Origin of the sequence: Mucilaginibacter sp. AK015 (assembly GCF_014200785.1) — a bacterium.
In the GTDB taxonomy this organism is placed as follows: domain Bacteria; phylum Bacteroidota; class Bacteroidia; order Sphingobacteriales; family Sphingobacteriaceae; genus Mucilaginibacter.
This window is the reverse complement of record NZ_JACHCV010000001.1, coordinates 1217424-1236052: the sequence shown is the minus strand read 5'-3', so window position 1 is coordinate 1236052 and position 18629 is coordinate 1217424. Positions and strand designations below refer to the sequence as shown.

Below are 18629 nucleotides of genomic sequence, written 5' to 3'. Positions count from 1 at the left end.
AACAAACGGCCCGGAACTACCCGGGCCGCATGAGCAGTCTTTCGACTAAAACCATTATGCCCCGCGCAAATTGGAAACAACGATCACTCGCTCCGTAAGCTTTTTACCGGATTGGCCAGGGCCACTTTAATGATCTGAAAGCTGACGGTCATCAGCGCGATCAGAATGATCGCACCTGCAGAAAAGGCAAACATCCACCAGGACAGCGGTGCACGATAGGCAAAACCTTGCAGAAAGCCGTTCGTGGCATACCAGGCCAGTGGCGTGGCGACGGCGATGGCGATAACGATCAGCACGATAAACTCGCGTGATAAAAGGATAAACAAGTTGTTGACACCCGCGCCAAGCACCTTGCGGATACCGATCTCCTTAAACCTTTGTTCAGTAGTGAACATGACCAGGCCCAATAACCCGAGGCTGGATATAAAGATGGCCAGGATTGTGAACGTGTCCGCCAAACTATTGATGACCTGGTCATTTTGGTATAAACGCGCATATTCCTGGTCGGTAAAATAAATGACCGGCGGGAAAGCCGGGTTCAATTGTTTGCTGAATTGCTGAATTGCCGCCAGCGCAGTTGATGTCATACCCGGTTGCGTCCTGATCAATATCACGCCGCCGTGCTGGTCCTCGCCGGCCGCCAACACCATCGGGCCAACGGTTTCATGCAGGGAATGAAAATGAAAATCCTTGACAACACCCACGATCATGCGCTTTTTGCCCAGCCAGGTAAAGGGCTTTCCAACCGGGTCTTTATAGCCGATTAGCTTGACAGCCGTTTCGTTGAGAATATATCCCGAAGTATCCGCCGGGTGATCAGCTCGAAACTCATGGCCCGCCAGTAGTGTCAATTTCATCGTTTTGAAGTAATCATAACCAATCGTCGCGTGGGTAAACAGCGTGTTCATCTTTGGATCATGACCGGTCCAGTCCACGGCGGCGCTGCTGCCGTAAATATCGACCGGCGGCATATTGATACGGCTGACCGCCTGTATACCAGGCTGGTTTAACAGTCCGGCCTTAAAGACCGCGTATTTGGCGTCCAGTTCGCCCTCGGCAGGGAGGTAGACCACGTTCTCGCGACTGTAACCGAGGTCCTTGGATTCCATATAGCGCATTTGACGGGAAACGATGACCGTGCCGGTCATCAGCAGGACAGCCAGTATAAACTGGAACACGACCAGCCCTTTACGAAGCAGTAAAGTACCGGTATCCAGTTTAATGGTACTTTTTAACACCCTCACGGGCTTAAAACCGGAAAGAAATAAAGCCGGGTAAAGACCGGAAATCAATCCGGTAATCACGGTGATACCCAATAACTGTAACCAGAAGAGCGGGTTCCCGAATGGCAGGCCGACCTGTTTTTGTACCAATCCGTTGAACCAGGGCCGCGCCAGCCATAGCAGGGGCAAAGCGAGCGACACGGCCAGCGCGGTTACGATCAGCGCTTCCCAGATAAACTGGCTGATCAGCGCCGGTCGCAATGCCCCTATAGCCTTGCGTACGCCGACTTCTTTGGCCCTTTTCACCGACCGTGCCGTCATCAGGTTCATGAAATTGACACAGGCGATCAGCAGGATAAAAATACCGGTGATGCTGAACAAATGCACATACCTGATGCGGCCGCCCTCAGGTTTCCCGCTTTGAATGTTATTGTTTAAATAGGCATCGGCATAGGGTTGCAGGGCCAGGTCGGTGTAAGCGAGGGCCGTTTTACGGTCGATATGCCAGTACAGGTCAAAAAAGCGGGCGATCTTGTTGTTAACGGCTGCGGCGCTTGCTTGCGGTCGCAGCATTACATAGGCATGAGGCCCATTATTGCCCATTTCCTTTGCCCAGGCGTTATTTTCAAGGAAGGCGTCCCAGTTGAGTAAGAAGTCAAAACTTTGGGAGGAATTAGCCGGCAGGTCATCAAAAACGGCGCTCACTTTAAAATCTTTCCGGTTCTGGTAGCGGATCGTTTGCCCTAAGGCCTGTTCGGGGCTGCCGTAAAATATCCCGGCCATTTTTCTGGAAATGGCAATGGAAGAGGGTGAATTAAGTGCGTTTTGCGCGGTACCGGCCAGCAAGCGGTAACTGAACATATTAAAGAAATCCGCGCCGGCTGAATTACCCATCATCTTAACGATTTTATCGCCGGCCTGAAAAGTGCTGGTTTCTCCGAAACCCATATTGGTCGCATACTGTATATCCGGATACCTTCTTTTTAATTCGTCCGCCAGGATGCCGGGCATTTCATAGCTACCGGTTTCCGTCTGGTTGTAAAAATCGCTTTTATACACTTTGAACAAGCGTTCGCTGCCTGTAAAGAAAGCATCAGTGCTGTACTCGTTTTGTACCCATAACAGGATCAAAAGACCACAGGCCAGGCCGACAGCAAGCCCTGAAATATTGATGATGCTTTGCGACTTATTCCGCAGCAAACCGCGCCAGGCGGTCTTGATATAATTTCTGATCATAAAATTGCGTTTGACTACTGAACGCAATGATAAGGGCTGCGGGCTTTGCTGGAGGCCCGCATTATAACTTGGGCGCTGTTTGTCCAGTTCGCTTTTGTATTCAGCGGCGCTTTTCCCGGTCAGTTCCCGGAAAACCCTGTTAAAGGTCGTCTTGGAATTGAAACCTGATTCGTAGGCGATCCCGAGCAGGGTAAGCTGCTCATAAGCGGGCTGACGCATTTTCCGGGATACTTCCTGTACCCTCAGTTCATTGATAAAGTCGTTGAAGTTCTTTTTGAGCCCCAGGTTGATGATGCGCGATAATTCGTGCACCGGAACGGACAGCTTCGCTGCCAGCGATGGCAGGGTCAGGCCGGGATCTTCGTAAAGCCGTCTTTCCTTTACCGTTTGCTTCAGCCACCTGCTTTTTTCCCGCAGGTCGCCGGCGATCATTTTCGGCTGCGCTATGGCGCTAAAAACAGCCGGCTTCAGGATCACCTGCGCGGCCATAATGACAAGTACCGCGGCGGTAACCAGCGTGAAAGCATCGCTGAACCATCCTAATAAAAAGCTAACGGCCAGCACATATAAAAACGTCTCCAGTTGCCGGAATGCCAAACGGGGCTTGTCCATCCATACGGGTGGCAGTTCATCGTAAAATCGCCTGATCATCCGTTGGGACAGGTACAGGTAAACCAGAATAAAAATGGATGCCATCCAGCCCGGCACCAGCGGGCAGATCAACGCCACACCGCAATGCGCCCAATCCAGGCGGCGGAAAGGCTGCTCCGGCCGCACGGTTTTGCGGGTGAAGAAATAGACCAAAGGGCCCAGCGCCAGCGAAAAATCGAGGGGGAGCTGCGCCAAATGCAGGGAGAATACCAACAGTGCCGGGCTTAACCACCGGGCAGCAGCCGGCGACTGCTTCCTGGCGAATACTAATAATAGGGCCAGTGTAAGCATACTGACTATAGCCGCCAGGTGAAGCAGGTCATCAACGCCGATATGAAATATGAAGGATTGCAAGTGGCTATTTCGGTCAATTTTCGTTCCAAACCTATAATTAATTGAGCAATAACGAATTAACTCAAGGCGAATAATAGACTGTAACAGAAGCGGACGCCGGTATGTACGGTTTGAGTCATTCGCGTCAGTTGCCAAAACAGAAAGCTGGTCATCGTTGATCCTGCAAATGGCTACCTGTTTGGTATTTTCTGTCTGATACCAGCATGGCTTGTAGTAATCTATTACTAGTACATAGATTATATTACATCCTACATGGCCACCGCACATTCATAAGCCGCGAGAGAAGAAGTAAGTTAATATTAGTGGATTCTTGATCAGGGTTGAAACTGCGGCATAGGGCTGGAGCGGTTAAACGGTAAGATCTTTTTTCGCATTATGCCTTTGTCCCGAAAGTGCCGCGAGATTTCCTGGGGTAGCGTGGTAACGTTATTCCGGCCATTATGTTCATCGTAATAAATTTTGATGGATTTGCAGTTCTCATGTTCAAAGATCATGTTCAACATGGTGCGGTCGGACAAGCCGTAGCTATATCCGAGAATGAGGACCTGATATCCGCCGCTGTCGATGAACCGGATGAGGTCTTGGTAGTTGGATGTTTTAAAATACCAGAAAGATTTAATGTACTCAAAATAGCCGGCGATTTGCTCATGATTTCATTTGGATATTCTTTAGGAGGGTAAAGACTTTGCCGAAAAGTATGCAAAGAAGACGGCTGCCATTATTGAACCGGAAACCTGTTGTAGGTTCAGTCAGTGGTGATAGAAGAAGCCGGGTTGATCCGCCATCCCGTATTAATTGCAGACTTGATATTCTCCAGTTGGGGGACATCGACATGCGCGAGTTGCAATATTAACGACTTAACAAATCGTCGTTTCGGGTCCAGGCTTTAAGTTTCGAACGGTAATTTTCAACGAGCCGAAGAGGCCTATCCTGTTACGAACAAGCTCACTGTCAGAACTGATCGTCCGTCGTCTCGCATTACACCGTAAAAAATTATTGCGCTTTGGAACGGATTAAGCCATCTTTCGGTTTTATTTACTTTTAGACAATAGCAATATGCTTAATTAAAAAATTATAACGCTATTGGTTATTGCAATAATATATTTGTTCCTCTGGAATTGGCAGGCAATATTGCCTTATGTATTGACATAAATCAGATAATCAAAGTTCGGGTAACCGGGAATAAATTTCGGCATATCATTGAAAAACTAAAATGAAGATTTTTAAACAAACCTATTTTTCCGGCATGTCAAAAACTATCGCTGTTATAGTATTCTTTTTCGCCGTTTATACAGGCAGCGCTTTAGCCCAGAACCTTTCAGTTAACCATCTTTTCTCAAAATCTGATACGGCTTTCGTTCCAAAAGAGATAGAGGACCCGGAGTGTTTGGGCATTAACAAAGAAGCCCATCATGCTACGCTAATGCCTTATGGCTCTTTAAAAGAGGCGCTTATCGCAAACAGGCATGCCTCATCCTACGCCAAGACACTAAACGGCAACTGGAAGTTCTCGTGGGTAGACTGGCCTCAAAAACGGCCCGTTAACTTCTACAAAAAAGATTATGATGTATCCGGCTGGAAAGACATCAAAGTACCCTCAAACTGGCAGGTCGAGGGTTACGGCACACCCTATTACAGTAACTATAACTATATCTTTCAAAAAGATTTCCCCCGCGTTATGAGTGCGCCGCCCTTAAATTTCACCGCTTACCAGGAGCGTAACCCGGTAGGCAGTTACCGCCGCAACTTCGAGTTGCCGGCAAACTGGAAAGACCGCCGCATTTTTGTGACATTTGACGGCGTTGACGCGGGGTTTTTCTTGTGGGTAAACGGTGAGAAGGTAGGATACAGCGTTAATAGCCGTAATGCGGCCGAGTTTGATATTACCAAGTATGTGAAACCCGGTAACAATATAATTGCTGTTGAAGTTTACCGCTTTACTACCGGCAGCTACCTGGAGGACCAGGATATGTTCAGGCTAAGCGGTATCTTCCGGAATGTAACATTGTGGAGCTCGCCGCCTGAACATATCCGAGATTACTTTATAAAAACAACTTTCGACCCGCAGTACCACAACGCTGTTTTGCAGGTTAGCACAAAGGTCAAAAATTACGGAACCGTAGCCACGCCCCCGCGAAAACTTGAGATAAAGCTTTATAACGGCAGCCAGCCGGTGGCAGGTGCAATGACCGGGCAGCAGGTGCCAGTTTTGAAACCCGGCGAAGAGATCACCATTAAGGCGGACATCCCGGTAACGTCGCCAGAAAAATGGACCGCAGAAACCCCCAAATTATACACAACGGTACTTTCCTTGTATGATGGATCAACAGCCATTGAACATATATCATCAAAAACGGGCTTCAGGAAAATCGAGATAAAGGGAAGGATTTTTATGGTAAATGGTGTGCCGGTAAAACTTAAAGGCGTAAACCGCCACGAAAACTGGCCCGATGACGGGCACGCAGTTACCGAAGCGCAAATGATACGCGATATTAAGCTTATCAAGCAGGCAAACTGCAACCATGTTCGCACCTGTCATTACGCTGACGACCCGCGCTGGTACGAGCTATGCGATGAATACGGCATTTATCTTGTCGCAGAAGCTAACCTGGAATCTCACGGCGCATGGGATGAGTTTAACGAAGATCCGCGTATCAAGGCGGCGATTATCGATCGCAATGTGGCCAATGTAGAAAACTTTAAAAATCATCCCTCGGTATTGATCTGGTCGCTGGGTAACGAGTGCGGCTCGGGCGGTTCTAATTTCAGAGCTGCCTTAAGTACCATCAAAGCGATTGATCCGACACGTCCCGCGCATTACGAGGGATTTGGAACAGGACCGGATAATCCTGCGGACATTGACAGCAGGATGTACACATCGATAGAAGAAGTTGAAAAAAACGCTAAAAGTAATACACTTACGAAGCCTTTTTACCTTTGTGAATATGCCCATGCTATGTTCAATTCCATGGGCTCAGTCGACTTATATAACGACCTTTTTGATCAATATCCCACCCTGCTTGGCGGCGCAATTTGGGAATGGCAGGACCAGGGTATTTATAATAACCGCGATCCGAATCATCGCGTTACTGCCTACGGCGGTGGGTTTGGCGAGTACCCGAACGACAAATATTTTATTCATAAAGGAGTTGTTTTCTCAGACCGTACTTTAAAGCCGCATTACCCCGAATTAAAACACGCCTACCAATGGGTTACCATTAAAGCTATTGACGCCCGTAAGGGGATTTTCCTATTTAAAAACCGTTACCAGTTCACCAACTTAAATAGCTTTGCAGGGGTTTGGAGCTTAATTGAGAACGGCGACAAAGTCGCCAGTGGTTTATTCAACACAGGAAATCTGGCACCCGGATCGGAAAAAGAAATACGTATCCCTTACGGGTATAAAATAAAACCTGGCAGCGAATATTTCATAAGGCTCTCGCTTGATTTAACCACCGACGAGAAATGGGCTCCAAAAGGCTACGAAATTGCGTCCCAACAATTGGCAGTTTCAAATTCAATTGTTACGGCCAGGAAAAAAGACGTTAAAAGCACCTTGAATTTATCTAGCGAAGGGTCACTGATAACTGTTAAAGGAGCAGATTTTACCTCCATATTTGATAAATCGCAGGGGACATTCACGGCTATTACTAAGAACGGGGTTGATATACTTACCCGAGAAGGCGGGCCCCGTTTACATCTATGGCGCGCACCCCATCAGATAGATGATATGTGGGCTTACCGTGACTGGGAAAGAAAAGGCATAACCGAGTTGAAATGGAAAGTGAATGCAGTAAGCTATAAGCAATTAACCAACGGAAACATTCAGATTGCCGCTGAACTTACCGGCTATGGGCACCAGAATTTCAGAGTTGATCATAAGGCGGTATATACCATCAATACAAGCGGACAGATACTTGCACAAAACGAAGTTACTGCCAGCGATTCGACAGTAGCACTTGCCCGTATGGGCGTTCGGTTAATACTCAATAACGATTTAAACCAGTTTGATTACTACGGCCGGGGGCCGTTTGAAAACTACGCCGATCGTAAACGTGGCTCAGACATAGGTCATTATACCAGCACTGTAGCGGAACAGCTTACACCTTATGAAAAACCAATGGAATGCGGCAACCATGAGGATGTAAGATGGATTAATTTAAGATCGGCAGGCGGACTAAAACTGAATGTGAGCGCTCAAAGCGCTTTAATGCAGGTTTCGGCATTGCCATATACAGATGAAGAGATGGCACCAGTAGAATACAAAATTGACCTGCCAAAAAGCAATCATACTGTATTAACCATAAGCCATCAAACCTTAGGTGTAGGCTCCAATGGTTGCGGACCAAAACCGTTGGAACAGTACCGTGTTTACGGCAAAAAAACAAACTTCGCTTACGAGATTAACCTGTAAATGCTATTTATTAACATTTGGTTGATTTTTGAGTAATGACCGAAGAATGCTCTTGTAAATTGTTTCCAGGTAAGCCGCCTGAAAAAGGCGGTTATAAGTGATTATGTTTTCCCGCTATCCTAACGTTATGATTAGCGCAATAAGCACCCCCCCTTTGCCTTTTTCAAAATGATCACCTTTAGTGTTTAAGTTCAATACAGCAAAAGAGAGGATAATCCACTCATCCTCACCAGAGACATAGCGGAAGGGCATTACGGATTCGGCCTTGTAAAGACTGTTGACAGTATCGGGATCCGCTATGGACACGGTGGCGATTTAGACGGGTACGCAAGCGGTTATGTCTTTTTGGCCCAAAAACCTATTGGCGTTATACTGTTAACTTCCAGCGGCGGACGATGGCTGGCAAGACTTGAAAAACAGCTTATAACCGAATTGAAGAATGCGGAAAAGCGGTAGCATCAAACTGATAATAAGGATCATGACACTTCCGTCAAAATTGAAATTTTTGGCACGCATGGCGCCGTGTTTTCGGAAACGGTTTACAATGAGGATAAAGAATTTCCCGATGACGGCAGCAGCAATACCGTAAATCTTGTACCGCATGATTCTCACAGAGAATATATATTGAAGTCTGAATGCATTTTCGGCCGGAGAAGATCACGATATATCCAAATGGTCATGACGAATGGATATTCGTTCCAACACTGGTGATGCGCTTCCCGGACGGGACCTCGCTTTCTTTTACCGCTAACTCGGCCTTGGACATCGACGAGGATGATCGTGTTGGTTATGTAAACTACGGGGGATACTCCCATCCTTAAAACTGTCATTTGCAATATTCGTGGAATTAAATCCTATATAATGCTAGTTTCTCTTTAGATAAGAAATTAAATAAAAGGACGTTCGGAACGTTATAACAATCTTTTGTTATCTAAAGCGGTGGAAAAGAAAGCGGGTGCGGTGCAGATTTAATCCAGGCCTTTGATTCGAATCCAAATGGGATAAAGTAGCCCGTAGGTGATTAAAAGTGTTTATTGTTTTTAAGGGTTTGTGATTCACTGAGCCTTAAGAGTTAAAATTTAAGTTTAAACGACGTTTTTTGAATTTAAGCTATAACAATCCTTTATTATTTATTGTAAAATTGAAAATCATCTTATTTTGGCTTTAAATCGACACAACTTTTATGATTCACAATGAACCGAATGTTAACAGATGTTATTTGAAATCAGAGTATAATCGTACCTATTCTATAAGGGACGTAAGCAGTTCCGGATAATCGGATATGATACCATCTACTTTAAAGCCTTTCAATGCTTCAATATCTTCTTTGGTATTAACCGTCCACGGTAAAACCTTTACATTTTTATTGTGACACTGCTTTACCATATCGGCATTCACCAATTTAAACGCAGGGCTGTAAATAAAAGGGAAATAACCAAGATCGCTCATGTTTTCCTCAAAAGTTTTATTGTTATCTACCAGGTACGAGGTAAGTACCGCCGGATATTTTTTATGGATTATTTGCAGTGTACGTTTATCAAACGACTGGATAACTACATATTGCAGAATACCTTTACTTTTAATTACATCCATTAGAAGGCTCACAAACTCATCAGGCCTGGGGTTATATAAACCGTCGCCTTCCGGCGAGCATTTGGTTTCGATATTATAAAACACTTGTTTTTGATGCTTAACTTTTAGATAGGTTTGAACCGAATCGATAAGTTCTGACAACAGCGGCATGTATGTTTTTACTTTTTTCTGCTGCGGAAATTTGCTGTAAAACTTAGAGCCAACATCGTATTTTTTCAATTCCGAATAACTCATTTTATACAGTATGAGTTTTTTTGCGTCTACCTTAGCTATCTCTTTACCATCAGGGTCGAGTGTAAATAAAGGGTTTATATACTCATCATGCGATAACACCACCATATTATCCGCGGTGATGTGCGTATCCATTTCCAAGCCGGTTACACCTAAATCTACAGCATTTTTCATGGCAGCGATAGTGTTTTCGGGCATTAAAGCCCTGCCGCCGCGGTGGGCTTCGGTATCAAATGCCGGATAGTTGGGGGGCTGGAAAATTGCCGAAATGGTTAAGCCTGATATAACTATCAGGCTTAACCAAACAATAAAATTGAACGTTTTACTTTGCATCTAATTCAGTTGAATATTTATTACCAAATCTGTCTGTAGCTACAACCCTTACCTTTTTTACCGCCGGGTTAAAATGAGCCATAAACAGGTGGTCGGTTTCGTTAGGTTCTACAAAATGCCTGCCCGTCGGCATGTCCTCTCCCTTATACAACGAAACTGAAAGCGGATCGAAACCGGTTTGCTGTTGAAGTTGCCCCATTGGCTTATCATCTAAGAAGTACTCTACTTTCCATTCCGGGTCATAGTTCCATACATTTGCCAATAACCGCATTTGGTCGGTTAATTTCTCAACGTAAACGCTTATCTGGTTTTCGGCAGGTAAGCCTGTTGATTTGTAGTACCATTTAAGCTCGGCACCTTTTACTTCGTAAACCCCATAACCGCGCGGGGTACCATCCACACAAATGGGGCCGGTCCACCAGGCGCCGCAAACCGTACCGTGGTTATGCTCAAATACACCGTTCGTAATATTGTTTGCGTGAAAGTGTGTGTGGCCCGACATGATATGCACGTTTGTAAACCCGTTCAGCACAGCATAAAAATCCGTATTGTTTTTTACGTGGTTATAAACCGGGATATGCAGGTTGATGATAAGCAATTGGTCTTTTTGGACATGCTGCAGATCTTTTTTTAACCAGGCTAATTGATCTTCGGTAATGTATCCGTCATACTCCCGCTCTGTGCCCAGGTAGCGCACGTCGTCTAAAACAACGTAATGTGCTTTGCCCCGGTTAAAAGAGTAATAAGTGGGCCCGTAAAATTGCTTAAAGGTAACGTCAGAAGTATCGTCGCCGCCCATACGGTAATCCATATCATGGTTGCCCAACACCTGAAAAAAAGGTATTCCTATTTTGGCAATAGCGTCATTATAAACAGGGAACAGATCGTGGTTATCCCACACCAGATCGCCCACACAAATACCGTGTACAAGTGCGTCCTTTCCAAGCGCCTTTATGGTTGCTATAGTATCCGGCACCGATGTATCCATCATCTGTTTAACATCCTTTTGGTTTTTAACCTGCGGGTCGGCCCATATAATAAAATGGTGATTGGTATCATCCTGCTTTAAGGGTTCCAGCTTAAAGTCGAAATGTTTATCGTCGAGCTTTTGATATTGTTTCGCAACATTGTAGTCGGTTTTAAAAACATACCCGGCAGGCGTACTCATAAAAATACATTTTGCTTTAGGATGTGGGGTAATTTCGTAGTTACCATCGGTGTCGGTAAGTACAACGGTGTACCCGTCAGACATTACTACATCTTTTATCCCTTTTTTCCCATCGGTAACCCGGCCTTTTACCGTTGCCGCAACCAAATCAAACGCTTCGCTATTGAGTGCTATAAAAGCACTACCGGTTATTAACCCAATTTGCTGAATAAAATTTCTTCTGTTCATTTTATGTGTGATAAGGCCGGCGTTACCGGCCTTTTATGTTTTTAATTTAATTTTGAATGGTTGTGAACCCGTCGCCCACCTCTATAGTACTCAATGAAGATGTAATAGTTAAAGGCACGCTGGTAACGGTACGGCCGGTTGTCCAGCGGCCGGTAAGCGCATCATAAACACCACCAAGCTTACTAAAATTACTGGTGGCAGGCAAAGGTAATTTTGCGGTATTGGTGCCTCCGCCGTAAAAGGCCTGTGCCTCGCGTGTTAACGAGTTTATGGTGCTGTAATAATCGGTATTGGTAATGCGGTAGCCAATTTCCGGCGGACCGGCCGAGTATACGTTACCATTACCGCCGTACATAATAACGTCTAACGGTACCGACGAGGCATCCACAGTAATGCCCTGAAAAACAGCTATACCTGCTACGTTACCGCTATTGGCCAGCAAATTAGATGTTGGGTTGCCAAAATCGGCACCCGGCTCGTCGGCATATAAAGTGCTGTTTATCCAGTTGGCATCGCTTATATCGGTTGAATTGCCGCCATATATCTTTTTATTGCCCCCCACATAAAAGAAATGTCCTTTTTGCACTTTACCCTGTGTAAGATTAAATTTATAAGTACGTGCAAGCCCTTGCGACCAGCCAAGCGGCGACGGAGGGTTGGTACCGGCATTATTACAAGTAACTACCGAATAGTTTGTTACCGAAAAATCGATATCTTTTGTTGCCATCAACTGTATGTATTCGTAATTAGCATCGCCCCCGGTTGGGTCGGTAAGGTAGCCGGTTATTACAATAGGCGCGGGCTTTGTTGCTGCCAACGCAAATATATCACCGGCGTTACGCGGCCATATTTGTATCGTGGTATCTGCGGCGATAGACACCACCGGTATGCCTGTAAAATTTGCACTGAACGGCAATTCGTTACCTGCATAACTGGCGCTAGCTTCGGTATGCAGGGTAAGTATACCAAAACCATCGTTTATTTGCTTATCGCCGGTATACGTTTCGCCGGTTTGTGGCTCGGGAACGGTAATGGCCTTACTTACGGTAACGAGCGTACTTTCATAAACATCAGGATTTGCAAGCAGCGTACCAGAGGGTACGGACTGCACTTTAATAGCCTGATCTGCCGCAACCTTTGTTATAGCTGCCTCCGTAATCCCTATTAAGCGTGTGCTGCCATTAACTTTGGTTAAGGTAGCGCCGTCAACCTGCACCACAACTGAATCGCCGGGCACGTAGTTTGATGCGGCATCGCCAATCGCAAGAGCGATACCCCGCAAAGCGTTTCGCCTGTAATTTTGTACAATTAATAGGCCTTTGGGTGTATTACCCTCGGTAGCATCAGAAATTACAACCCCTACAATTTGTTTTGCCCCGTTAAGTTTATCCGTGTTTAATACTACATCCGCACCCTTGTACAGATCCTTAAGATCCACAAGGGCAATAATCGGGCTTAGGGTACCCTCGGCGTAATTGTTCTTTTTGCAGGAGAACAACCCGAGGGCGGCAAAAAGTACAGGGATTATTAAATATATCTTTTTCATTTTTTTGATCCTTAGAATGTGAAACTGAATAATTAAGGTTTTTGCCACCATACCTGTGTGCTTATATCATCAGCACCCTGCGCTGCTACGGCAGCCTTGTAGTTATCGGGATTTGAAGATTGCACGTAAACCGGATAATTTAACCTGGCTGGCATAACACCATTGTTTCTTAAACCGTTGCCTTTAGGCAAAATAGGGTGCCCTGTACGGCGATACTCAAACCATTGTTCAAAATCGGTATAAAACAATGAGTAATACTTTTGCAGATGTATCATTTCCATCTTGCTATCAAGCGATGATGCGTCATTCCAGGTGATGTCGGCATTAGCGAGATAAGTATCTATGGGCGTATCAAAAGTGGGTATCCAAAACGTAATGCCTGACAGCACGCCGTTATTGTAATAGGTTTTTGCATCGCCGCTTATCCAGCCTTTGGCTGCGGCTTCGGCAAGTATAAACTGCAGTTCAGAGTAGTTCATGATGTTACCGGTTAACGGGTCGTTCATCAAAGTTTTTGGCGAAGTGGTTGATAAGAAATAAGATTTTATACCAATACTTTCGCCGGGCGCGTACCCGCTTGGAATGCCCGCAATACCGCCCTGATAGGTTGATATCGACCAACGGTTTGTTGTCAAACGAGGGTCGGCCCAACGGGATAGGTTGTCAATAAAAAACTCTCCTAAGCCAACCGATCGCCAATCCTGCTCGCGTACACCGCCAATAAAAGGCGACGTAAGGGCGCCAACACCTGTCCAACGGAGTACGGCAGCATCATCATTACTGGTCATAACCGGGTAATCGTCTGGGTTGGTATCCACAATTTGCTTTATTTTAGCTATACACGCTTCAGAAACCTCGGCCTTGCCCGATAACCTGAGCAACAAACGCAAGTAAAGCGAGTTGCCGAACTTGCGCCATTTTAAGGCATTGCCGTTAAAAACCGGGTCGCTGGCATCGGTTACATTTGCCGCCCCATTAAGCAGGGTGTCGGCTGCTTCCAGATTTTTAAAGATATCCTGGTAAATATCCTTTTGCCTGTCAAATTTTGGTGTAAAGTTACCGTCCCTGCCTTGATTTGACTCAAAATAAGGTATGTCACCGTAAGTGTCGGTTAGTAACGAATACGTCCACGATTGACATATAAGGGCAATACCCATGTACGTTTTATTATAGGTTAGTTCTTCGCTTGATATTTTGTATATATCCTTAAAATTAGTTAGCTGTTTATACCAACCGTTCCAGGTATAGTCTGCCAGCGTGCGCCTTATATCATACCTAAACACCTTACCTTCGCCGTCGCCCGGGTCAACGGTTACTTGCATCAATTCGTTGTTAAAATTACGGCTGCGTATTAAATTGTACGATACCATATTAACAAGAGCGGGTGCAAGCAATTGCTTAGGTAACGCGTTTGGCGTTCCGTTAGGGTCGGTATTGATCTCCTCGAACCCTTTTTTGCATGATGTTACGATGAATACGCACAACATCATCATCCATATAACTTTTAAATTATTTTTCATCTCATCATTTATTAAATACCTATAACTAAGTTAAATCCAAATGTGCGGGTAGAAGGGAATTGCGCTATTTCGAAACCCTGCACTATATCGTTGCCCGATAGCGTACCAAACTCCGGGTCGAAGATGGGCCAGGCTGTCCATATAAAAAGGTCGCGGCCGTATACACCAACTGTGGCACGGCGCATACCAAGCTTTTTAGTTAATTTGGCACTAAGCGTATAATCAAATCTGGCCTCGCGGAATTTTATAAAATCGGTTGAGAAGGTGTTACCTTCGGCATTATCAATACCATAATGCGAGCGGTAATACCCGTCGATATCTGATGCGATAACATCGTTAGGACGATAGCTTCCATCGGAGTTCTGTATAACACCTTTACCAATTATACCGTTGTACCTTCCGGGCAGGGTAATGGTTGTTTTACCTTGCTCGGTAAGTTTATAGTTTGATAAGGAATAAGCAACGGCACCAACCTGTGCATCAAACAAAACATGCAGGCCAAACTGTTTGTATTTAAAGTCCTGCCCCAGGCTGGCCCTCCATTTTGGTGTGGTGTTGCCCAGGTATACCAAGTCTTCGGCCAATCGCGCAAAGCCTGTAGCAGCATCGTAAACAATTTGTCCGTCTGGCGAGCGCATATACCCGCGACCATAAACATCGCCCATGCTGCCGCCAACTTTAGCTACGATCTGGCCGCCGCCCGTAGGCCCGTTACGTAATACCACCGCGCTATCGGCCAATTGCTCAATGGTGTTTTTATTAGCCGAGAAAGTGGTGTTTATCGTCCAGTTGAAACCACCCGAAGTGCGCACCGGCGTACCGTTTAATGCAACCTCTATTCCCTTGTTATTTACACGGCCTACATTTATAACTGCCTGGCTAAAGCCGGATGCCTGGTCTACCGTACGGTTAAGTATCTGGTTTTTGGTGTTGCCGGTGTACACAGCAACATCAAACCCTAAACGGTTATGAAAAAAGCGCATTTCGGTACCCAGTTCAAGCGTGGTAGTACGCAAGGGCTGCAAATCGGGATTGGCCAGCCTTGATGGGTTTTGCAACCCGCCCGCATAGGTGCTGCCGGCAGATACATAATTAAAGGTGGTTTGATAAGGATTGGTAGTACCGCTGCCGACACCCGCAAGCGACACCCTGAACTTGGCATAATCGATAGCACGCGGAAGTTTAAATGCTTCTGAAGCAAGTAAACTTAAACTTGCCGAAGGGTAAAAGAAACCCACTTTATCCGTACGGGTTGCGGTTGCAAGCGTACTCACCCAATCCTGCCGCGCGGTTATATCCATATACAGGTAATCCTTAAAGCTGGTTGATAATAACCCGTAAAAACTATTTATGGCATACCTGGTGGAGGTTCCGCTGAAATTGACCACCTGATTCCGATTTAAAGTGACCACCCATTCCGGATTCAAAGTGAGCAGGGTATTCCGGATCAAACTGACCACCCCGTTTTTGTAACTACGCTTTAGATACTGCTTGTGCTGTTTAGAAGCGTGATATGGCGACCCGATGAAAAAGTTAATCGGGAGCCTGATCGCGTAAGGGAAATGGTCCTGTAAAGCCGCTATTAAAGCGATGGACGATGATTACCGAAAGAGATATGCGGTAACTACCCAGGTGTTTCAAGCTTCTAAGAAAAAGCATGAGCGCCACCAGACCAATTGGGAAAAGGTAAATAAGCTATCTTTGTTTTATGCTGCTAAAGCATCTGCTGCATTTCTTTGCCAGCAAAATAGGTGGTCAGTTTGCCACGGAATAGGGTGTAACATATCTCCGAAACACCCAATCAGCCAACGCTCATCAAAAACAATTAAATATGGCTGCTACCATCCAACTCAATTCGGTAATTATGTGTCCTAACTGTGGCTTTCAAAAAGAAGAAGAAATGCCGACAGATGCCTGTCAGTATTTTTACGAATGTGAAAGCTGTAAAGCCCGACTAAAGCCGCTGGCTGGTGATTGCTGTGTTTTTTGCAGCTATGGAACCGTAAAATGCCCGCCTATACAGCAAGGTACTTCCTGCTGCGGCTAAGTTAGTTTACGATCTCAAAAAAAGTGATCAGGTTACCATGCAGGTCAAGTGTGGGAAAATCACGGTTGCCCCAGGGCTGATCTTCTACTACTGTTTCGGCGTTATAGATTACGCCACTGGCTTTCATCTCCTCGTAAAGTTCATCGATCCCGGTTACTTCTATTCGGCAACTAGCAGTGCCTGCCAAAAAACTTTCCGCACCGGTACTGACGGGCCGTAAAACGAGCCAGAACTTATATCGCCAATCGTGGTCGCAAGCCGCCCAAAGGTGTATATCTAAACCATCACGCGTTAAAATAGCAAAGCGATCTTCTTGATGCCGCGCTTTAAAACCCATTTTACCTTCATAGAAAGCTACAGCTTCGGGAATGTTTACCACAGGTAAAGCCGGGATGCTTCCTTTTAATTTTGTCATCGTTTAAACCGCCGCTAAAGTATTAACATAAGCTATTGTATCCGCATCCAGTTTTGTTTTATCCGCACCCGCTTTCAACAGCAGTTGAATGCAATTGATCTGATGGTACTGGTTACCATTGTCACCGGAAGTTAATGTGTGTACTGCCCAGCCTATCGGTGTGGAGTTGAAGGTGATATCGGGTTGATCAATATTTGCTCCTTTTGCAATTAATACTTCAACTAATTGATCCCTTCCGCAAAAAGCCGCCCAATGCAAGGCCGTGGCCCCGTCATGATCGGTGTAAGAAAAATCCGCACCCTGCTCAATGTAGAATATTCCTAATTTCTCCGCGTGGAGGCTTGCTGCCGCGAGCAATGGGGTGTTGTTATCGCCTTTTGATTGATAACCATTAATGTCAGCATTAAACTCAAGTAAGATTTTTGCTATTTCAATAGCTTTTTCTTCAGTAATGATCTTAGCAAAAACCAAATCACATAGCCGATGCAAAGGATGGCCTTTCATCTCCGGCTGAGCATCGCTGCACGGAATACCCCCATTAGCCAGGCTTGGGTCGCCCTCAAGTACCGTTCTCAACGACACAAGATCCACCTGGTTAACTAATTTATATAATTCGCTGGCTTGCATTTTATATCATTATCCCAAAGCTAATTAAATTTTGATAATTTGTTTCTTGCTATTGAATATTAATCGTAATATTGCAATATAAACAATGGGCTTAACAAAAACAGAAATATTCACCGACGAACAAAACAGGTTAGCTGTGATGCTGAAAGCCATTGCGCATCCTGCACGTATCGCTATTTTACAGGAGATCATTAAATCGAATACCTGTATCTGCGGCGACCTGGTGGATGAACTGGGTTTAGCGCAGCCGACCATTTCACAGCATTTAAAAGAACTGAAGAACGCCGGTTTGATACAAGGCACCATTGAAGGCGTTAGCGTTTGTTACTGTATTAATCCACCGGTTTGGAACGAGCTAAAAGAACAGATGGGCAGTTTTTTTTCCGCCTTTGATGTGAAAGCGACCTGCTGTTAAAAAAATTTGAATACATCCATCGTAATATTACAATATTAAATAAATAGAAAGCCATGAATAAAGCAGAAGCGATTAACTGGAAAACCTTTAAAGATACCTTATTACAGCATCCTGATCTTGACCTGCAATTTCAATACGCAGAAGGCAAATTAGTTGATGCGGCCTACCATATCACCGAAATTAAGCAAGCGCCGATTACATCCGTTGACTGTGGTGGTGTAATGAATGCCTGGACAGAGATCATCGTCCAGCTATGGGTTCCTGAAGGCGAGCAACAGCTACGCTCCATGAAAGTTGCTAAGGCCTTATCAATCGTTGATATTGTTGAAAAAATGCTGCCGCTTAATCCGAACGGTACGGTGAAGATTGAATTCGGCAATTCCGAATTTGATACCCGCCAGATGTTTCCTAATGAAATGATCATTGATGGCAACGCTTTAACAGTTGACCTGCGCCCAGATGCAGTACAATGCAAAGCAATAAGCCGTGGTGGCAGTTGTGGTACGAACGATAACGGTGAAGAATGCTGTGCACCTGCCGTTGCCGAAAAACCGAAAATACAATTAGTGAACCTCGCTGCTGCTCCTGCTGAAGCTTGCTGCACACCAGGTGGCGGCTGCTGCTAATA

14 protein-coding genes are annotated in these 18629 nt (G+C 45.4%); 5 read left to right on the top strand and 9 right to left on the bottom strand.

The annotated features are described in order from the left end of the window. Positions 1–83 precede the first annotated feature (83 nt). Positions 84–3401, bottom strand: a complete 3318-nt coding sequence (locus HDC91_RS05375; RefSeq protein ID WP_183549023.1) for an ABC transporter permease — start codon at positions 3399–3401, stop codon at positions 84–86. A 503-nt stretch (positions 3402–3904) separates the two neighbouring features. Between HDC91_RS05375 and HDC91_RS19830 the strand changes: the two genes are divergently transcribed. Together HDC91_RS19830 and HDC91_RS05365 are read left to right on the top strand one after the other, a co-directional pair. Then, a complete protein-coding gene (locus tag HDC91_RS19830) occupies positions 3905–4144 on the top strand; it encodes a hypothetical protein (RefSeq protein WP_221262109.1) in 240 nt (79 codons plus the stop codon). Positions 4145–4677: 533 nt separating this feature from the next. Then, positions 4678–7878, top strand: coding sequence for a glycoside hydrolase family 2 TIM barrel-domain containing protein (locus HDC91_RS05365; RefSeq protein WP_255476662.1), 3201 nt, complete (start codon positions 4678–4680; stop codon positions 7876–7878). 375 nt (positions 7879–8253) lie between these two features. Here HDC91_RS05365 and HDC91_RS05360 read toward each other — a convergent pair whose 3' ends face one another. From HDC91_RS05360 to HDC91_RS05335, 6 genes are all read right to left on the bottom strand, one after another. Beyond that, positions 8254–8481: a hypothetical protein gene (locus HDC91_RS05360; RefSeq protein WP_183549021.1), complete on the bottom strand. Its 228-nt coding sequence runs from the start codon at positions 8479–8481 to the stop codon at positions 8254–8256. 639 nt (positions 8482–9120) lie between these two features. Further along, a complete protein-coding gene (locus tag HDC91_RS05355) occupies positions 9121–10035 on the bottom strand; it encodes a glycerophosphodiester phosphodiesterase family protein (protein WP_183549019.1) in 915 nt (304 codons plus the stop codon). Next, complete coding sequence (locus tag HDC91_RS05350) at positions 10025–11431, bottom strand: calcineurin-like phosphoesterase family protein (protein ID WP_183549017.1); 1407 nt, start codon at positions 11429–11431, stop codon at positions 10025–10027. The genes HDC91_RS05355 and HDC91_RS05350 overlap by 11 nt, the downstream gene beginning before the upstream one ends. A gap of 46 nt (positions 11432–11477) precedes the next feature. Further along, complete coding sequence (locus tag HDC91_RS05345; protein ID WP_183549015.1) at positions 11478–12977, bottom strand: DUF5689 domain-containing protein; 1500 nt, start codon at positions 12975–12977, stop codon at positions 11478–11480. Between the two features lie 32 nt (positions 12978–13009). Then, complete coding sequence (locus HDC91_RS05340; protein ID WP_183549013.1) at positions 13010–14497, bottom strand: SusD/RagB family nutrient-binding outer membrane lipoprotein; 1488 nt, start codon at positions 14495–14497, stop codon at positions 13010–13012. A gap of 11 nt (positions 14498–14508) precedes the next feature. Further along, entirely contained in the window at positions 14509–15885 is a 1377-nt protein-coding gene (locus HDC91_RS05335; protein WP_370576788.1) for a hypothetical protein, read from the bottom strand. A gap of 443 nt (positions 15886–16328) precedes the next feature. Here HDC91_RS05335 and HDC91_RS20090 point away from each other — a divergent pair, with 443 nt between their 5' ends. Further along, the gene (locus HDC91_RS20090; RefSeq protein ID WP_166584882.1) at positions 16329–16544 is read left to right on the top strand and encodes a GDCCVxC domain-containing (seleno)protein; all 216 of its coding nucleotides are present in this window, start codon (positions 16329–16331) and stop codon (positions 16542–16544) included. 1 nt (position 16545) lies between these two features. Here the strand turns inward: HDC91_RS20090 and HDC91_RS05330 are convergent, their stop codons facing one another. Continuing rightward, positions 16546–16959, bottom strand: coding sequence for a VOC family protein (locus HDC91_RS05330; RefSeq protein ID WP_157526367.1), 414 nt, complete (start codon positions 16957–16959; stop codon positions 16546–16548). 3 nt (positions 16960–16962) lie between these two features. After that, positions 16963–17586, bottom strand: a complete 624-nt coding sequence (locus HDC91_RS05325; RefSeq protein WP_157526369.1) for an ankyrin repeat domain-containing protein — start codon at positions 17584–17586, stop codon at positions 16963–16965. Positions 17587–17671: 85 nt separating this feature from the next. Between HDC91_RS05325 and HDC91_RS05320 the strand changes: the two genes are divergently transcribed. Both HDC91_RS05320 and HDC91_RS05315 read left to right on the top strand, forming a co-directional pair. Further along, the gene (locus tag HDC91_RS05320; protein ID WP_157526371.1) at positions 17672–18001 is read left to right on the top strand and encodes a helix-turn-helix transcriptional regulator; all 330 of its coding nucleotides are present in this window, start codon (positions 17672–17674) and stop codon (positions 17999–18001) included. Positions 18002–18054: 53 nt separating this feature from the next. Next, on the top strand, positions 18055–18627 hold the full coding sequence (locus HDC91_RS05315; RefSeq protein ID WP_157526373.1) for a DUF6428 family protein: 573 nt from the start codon (positions 18055–18057) through the stop codon (positions 18625–18627). The last annotated feature ends 2 nt before the right edge of the window (positions 18628–18629 follow it).

Bases quoted from the DNA above. Each gene is read 5' to 3' on its own strand.
- HDC91_RS05350 (WP_183549017.1), bottom strand. From the start codon at position 11,431: ATGAACAGAAGAAATTTTATTCAGCAAATTGGGTTAATAACCGGTAGT.
- HDC91_RS05315 (WP_157526373.1), top strand. From the start codon at position 18,055: ATGAATAAAGCAGAAGCGATTAACTGGAAAACCTTTAAAGATACCTTA.
- HDC91_RS05320 (WP_157526371.1), top strand. From the start codon at position 17,672: ATGGGCTTAACAAAAACAGAAATATTCACCGACGAACAAAACAGGTTA.
- HDC91_RS05345 (WP_183549015.1), bottom strand. From the start codon at position 12,977: ATGAAAAAGATATATTTAATAATCCCTGTACTTTTTGCCGCCCTCGGG.
- HDC91_RS05375 (WP_183549023.1), bottom strand. From the start codon at position 3,401: ATGCTTACACTGGCCCTATTATTAGTATTCGCCAGGAAGCAGTCGCCG.
- HDC91_RS05330 (WP_157526367.1), bottom strand. From the start codon at position 16,959: ATGACAAAATTAAAAGGAAGCATCCCGGCTTTACCTGTGGTAAACATT.
- HDC91_RS05325 (WP_157526369.1), bottom strand. From the start codon at position 17,586: ATGCAAGCCAGCGAATTATATAAATTAGTTAACCAGGTGGATCTTGTG.
- HDC91_RS19830 (WP_221262109.1), top strand. From the start codon at position 3,905: ATGTTCATCGTAATAAATTTTGATGGATTTGCAGTTCTCATGTTCAAA.
- HDC91_RS20090 (WP_166584882.1), top strand. From the start codon at position 16,329: ATGGCTGCTACCATCCAACTCAATTCGGTAATTATGTGTCCTAACTGT.
- HDC91_RS05360 (WP_183549021.1), bottom strand. From the start codon at position 8,481: ATGCGGTACAAGATTTACGGTATTGCTGCTGCCGTCATCGGGAAATTC.
- HDC91_RS05365 (WP_255476662.1), top strand. From the start codon at position 4,678: ATGAAGATTTTTAAACAAACCTATTTTTCCGGCATGTCAAAAACTATC.
- HDC91_RS05355 (WP_183549019.1), bottom strand. From the start codon at position 10,035: ATGCAAAGTAAAACGTTCAATTTTATTGTTTGGTTAAGCCTGATAGTT.
- HDC91_RS05340 (WP_183549013.1), bottom strand. From the start codon at position 14,497: ATGAAAAATAATTTAAAAGTTATATGGATGATGATGTTGTGCGTATTC.